We start from the raw sequence: 2,603 nt of genomic DNA on the forward strand, positions 1-2,603 counted from the left end.
ACAGGTTTTTTTAAGCGTTTTTGGTACGACGTTTTTGTCCTCGATGTGGACAAAACACACGCTCACTTCGTTCTCTGATTTTGCCCACATCCGAGGCTTAATTTTGATCCTCGGTCATCGAATAGTTACCCGTAAAAAAGGCACCTCAACGGTAAAAGTGCCGCCTGCTTTTGTGAGTCGTTTTTGAAAAAAACGCGAACATGAGCAGGACACAAGCGTGGAGAATTAAGATACCCGCAAAAGTTTTTGGGTGTGCACCGTGAGTTCTTGGGGTCTGGATCTTTCGAGCGAAGCGAGCGAACCTTTACGAAGTAAAGTGTAGTGAGTACACTTCTTCGAAGTTGCGTACCACAGGTAGACGTTGAAAACGTCTTGTTTTGGGCTTAATCTGAGCGGTACACATCGCCTTCAAGCGGTACACATCAAAAGGAGAGGTCATGTATTCGATAATGCGAACAAAGAAGCACAAGGCGACAGGGGGCGGCCTGAAGGCGGCCTTACAGCATCTCTACAGGGAGAGAGACACACCAAACGCTGATAGGAGTGTGTCCAACCTAAAATGGGGAGATAGGGACGGCGAGCAAACGACCGAAAACTCAATGCGGAAGCTCCATTCAACAATAGCTTCTGTTGTGGATAAAACAGGCCGTAAGCTGCGCTCTGACGCGGTTGTGGCGGTTGAGTATGTGATGACAGCAAGCCCAGAGTACTTTGATCAATTCACCGATAAAGACGAGCACAGAAAGAAAGTGAGTGAATTTGCAAACACTGCAAGATCATGGATTGAAGAACAATACCCAGACGGTACGATCATTGCCGCGCAAGTTCACATGGACGAGGCAACCCCCCATGTTTCCCTGTTTGTAACCCCAACGATCAAGAACAAAGAAGGGGTAGTGAAGTTCAACGCGAGAGAGCGCATAGGAGGCCGACAGAAGCTTTCTGAGCATCAAGACTCATTCGCCAAGGCAACCGAGCATCTTGGCTTAAAACGGGGAATAAAGGGCTCTAAAGCCACTCATGAAAAAGTGTCTCGCTTTTACTCAAAAGTGATTAAGAGCCTCGCAGACGTTGAAAATATTTATACTGAAGACGCCGTAAAAATACAGGCCTTAGCGAACAAAAGAATAGGTGGTAAGGGCGAAATTGCAGAGTTTGCAATGGAGCTGTCACATGACAATTTAAAGTTACGACATCTTCTTGCTGAGAATTCCCCACAGAGGCAAATTGAAGCAGTCAGCAAGGCGCACACGCAGGAAATCAAAGAAATCAAGGAAAGTTACAATAGGGAGATAAAACGCCTTAGATCGGATCTGACTAGCTCTAGAGAGCGCGAATCTATTCTCGAAAACCAGCTAAAAACGGCCGCTAAGCCATACGTAACCCAGATTGAAAATCTTCAAATTGAGATTTCGAAAGGGGATAAAACCATTGAAAAGCTGAATGCCGATATAGCAGTGCTTGAGCGTGATTTTGATATCAATTATGCACACCTAAGCGCCTATACTTCGCTGGCTTGGGGCGAGGCCTATGCAGAGTCAGAGGACGTTCTACAGTTTCGAGGAGATGCAACATATCAATTCATGTCATCAATGATAGACCAGGGACTTCAAAAAATGGACGATTTCAATTCGAACATGGTTAAAGAGTTTGAAAATTATGAGAGCTTGCATAATAACGTTAATATTAGGTAACTATGCTTCACCAGCAGCCGACTAAGGGCTTTTTCATCGATATTCGATAGAATGCTAAGGTCAATAAAAAAAGCCCTCATATTGGCTCTGAGGGCTTTTCTCTTTAAGTGAGATCAAGGTCGCCTTGATCTGGTGGGTCAAGCTTTTCATTGCCAGTCACGACAGAATCACCCGCCTGAATAACTGGTATATACGTCAATTTTGTCTTCGATCTATCAAAAAACTCTTTCTCTTGCTCACTCCCCGCCGCAATCACAGTGGCAGAGAATTTGGCGTATTTCCGCTGATTTTGTCGACTCTGCCAAAAAACGCGCTCATTGACACAGTATGCCGTTGCCGAGCCAATCTTAACGGCGTCAACCCAACAGTCAGTCTTTAGTTTTTTTACGGCTCGCGCAGCTGTCGGCCTACTGACTTGAAGAACTTCGCACAGGGTCGCGTAGGAGACGACAACAGCGTTCGTAGTCTTTCCCATTGTCTCCACAAGATAATAGAGCAATTCATGGGCTACTGGGTTACTCCTCGCAAGCGCTCTCATCTCTCGCAGATACGACCGGCTGAGCTGAACAAAGTTTCGATTATGAGACTCTGTAGTCTCATCAGATGACACATTATCGCTCATATTTTTTCCTTATCCGTAAATAAAAGATACATCGCGTATCAAGTCGTGATACACAGTGTATCACCCCATGAGACACGGTGTAAACAGAGTCTCATGGGGTGAGACTCCGTAGTATCATGGGGTGAGACTCTGTTTTTATAAAATCCTTATATATCAATAACTTACTAATTATCTCTTCTATACTCTGGTTTTACAGGTTTTTTTAAGCGTTTTTGGTACGACGTTTTTGTCCTCGATGTGGACAAAACACACGCTCACTTCGTTCTCTGATTTTGCCCACATCCGAG

Annotated in this window: 3 protein-coding genes; 2 read left to right on the plus strand and 1 reads right to left on the minus strand. The window is 44.9% G+C overall.

What is annotated here, in order from left to right:
- Both DFP81_RS18410 and mobV read left to right on the plus strand, forming a co-directional pair.
- A partial coding sequence (locus DFP81_RS18410) for a hypothetical protein (protein WP_220343049.1) occupies positions 1-187 on the plus strand: 187 nt, incomplete at its 5' end.
- Between the two features lie 250 nt (positions 188-437).
- Entirely contained in the window at positions 438-1,694 is a 1,257-nt protein-coding gene (gene mobV / locus DFP81_RS18020) for a MobV family relaxase (protein WP_115899264.1), read from the plus strand.
- A 103-nt stretch (positions 1,695-1,797) separates the two neighbouring features.
- Here mobV and DFP81_RS18025 read toward each other — a convergent pair whose 3' ends face one another.
- Entirely contained in the window at positions 1,798-2,169 is a 372-nt protein-coding gene (locus tag DFP81_RS18025; RefSeq protein ID WP_220343051.1) for a hypothetical protein, read from the minus strand.
- Positions 2,170-2,603: the final 434 nt, after the last annotated feature.

The organism is Marinomonas pollencensis (genome assembly GCF_003387375.1).
In the GTDB taxonomy this organism is placed as follows: domain Bacteria; phylum Pseudomonadota; class Gammaproteobacteria; order Pseudomonadales; family Marinomonadaceae; genus Marinomonas; species Marinomonas pollencensis.

Coding starts and splice junctions, on each gene's coding strand:
- mobV (WP_115899264.1), top strand. CDS start 438: ATGTATTCGATAATGCGAACAAAGAAGCACAAGGCGACAGGGGGCGGC.
- DFP81_RS18025 (WP_220343051.1), bottom strand. CDS start 2,169: ATGGGAAAGACTACGAACGCTGTTGTCGTCTCCTACGCGACCCTGTGC.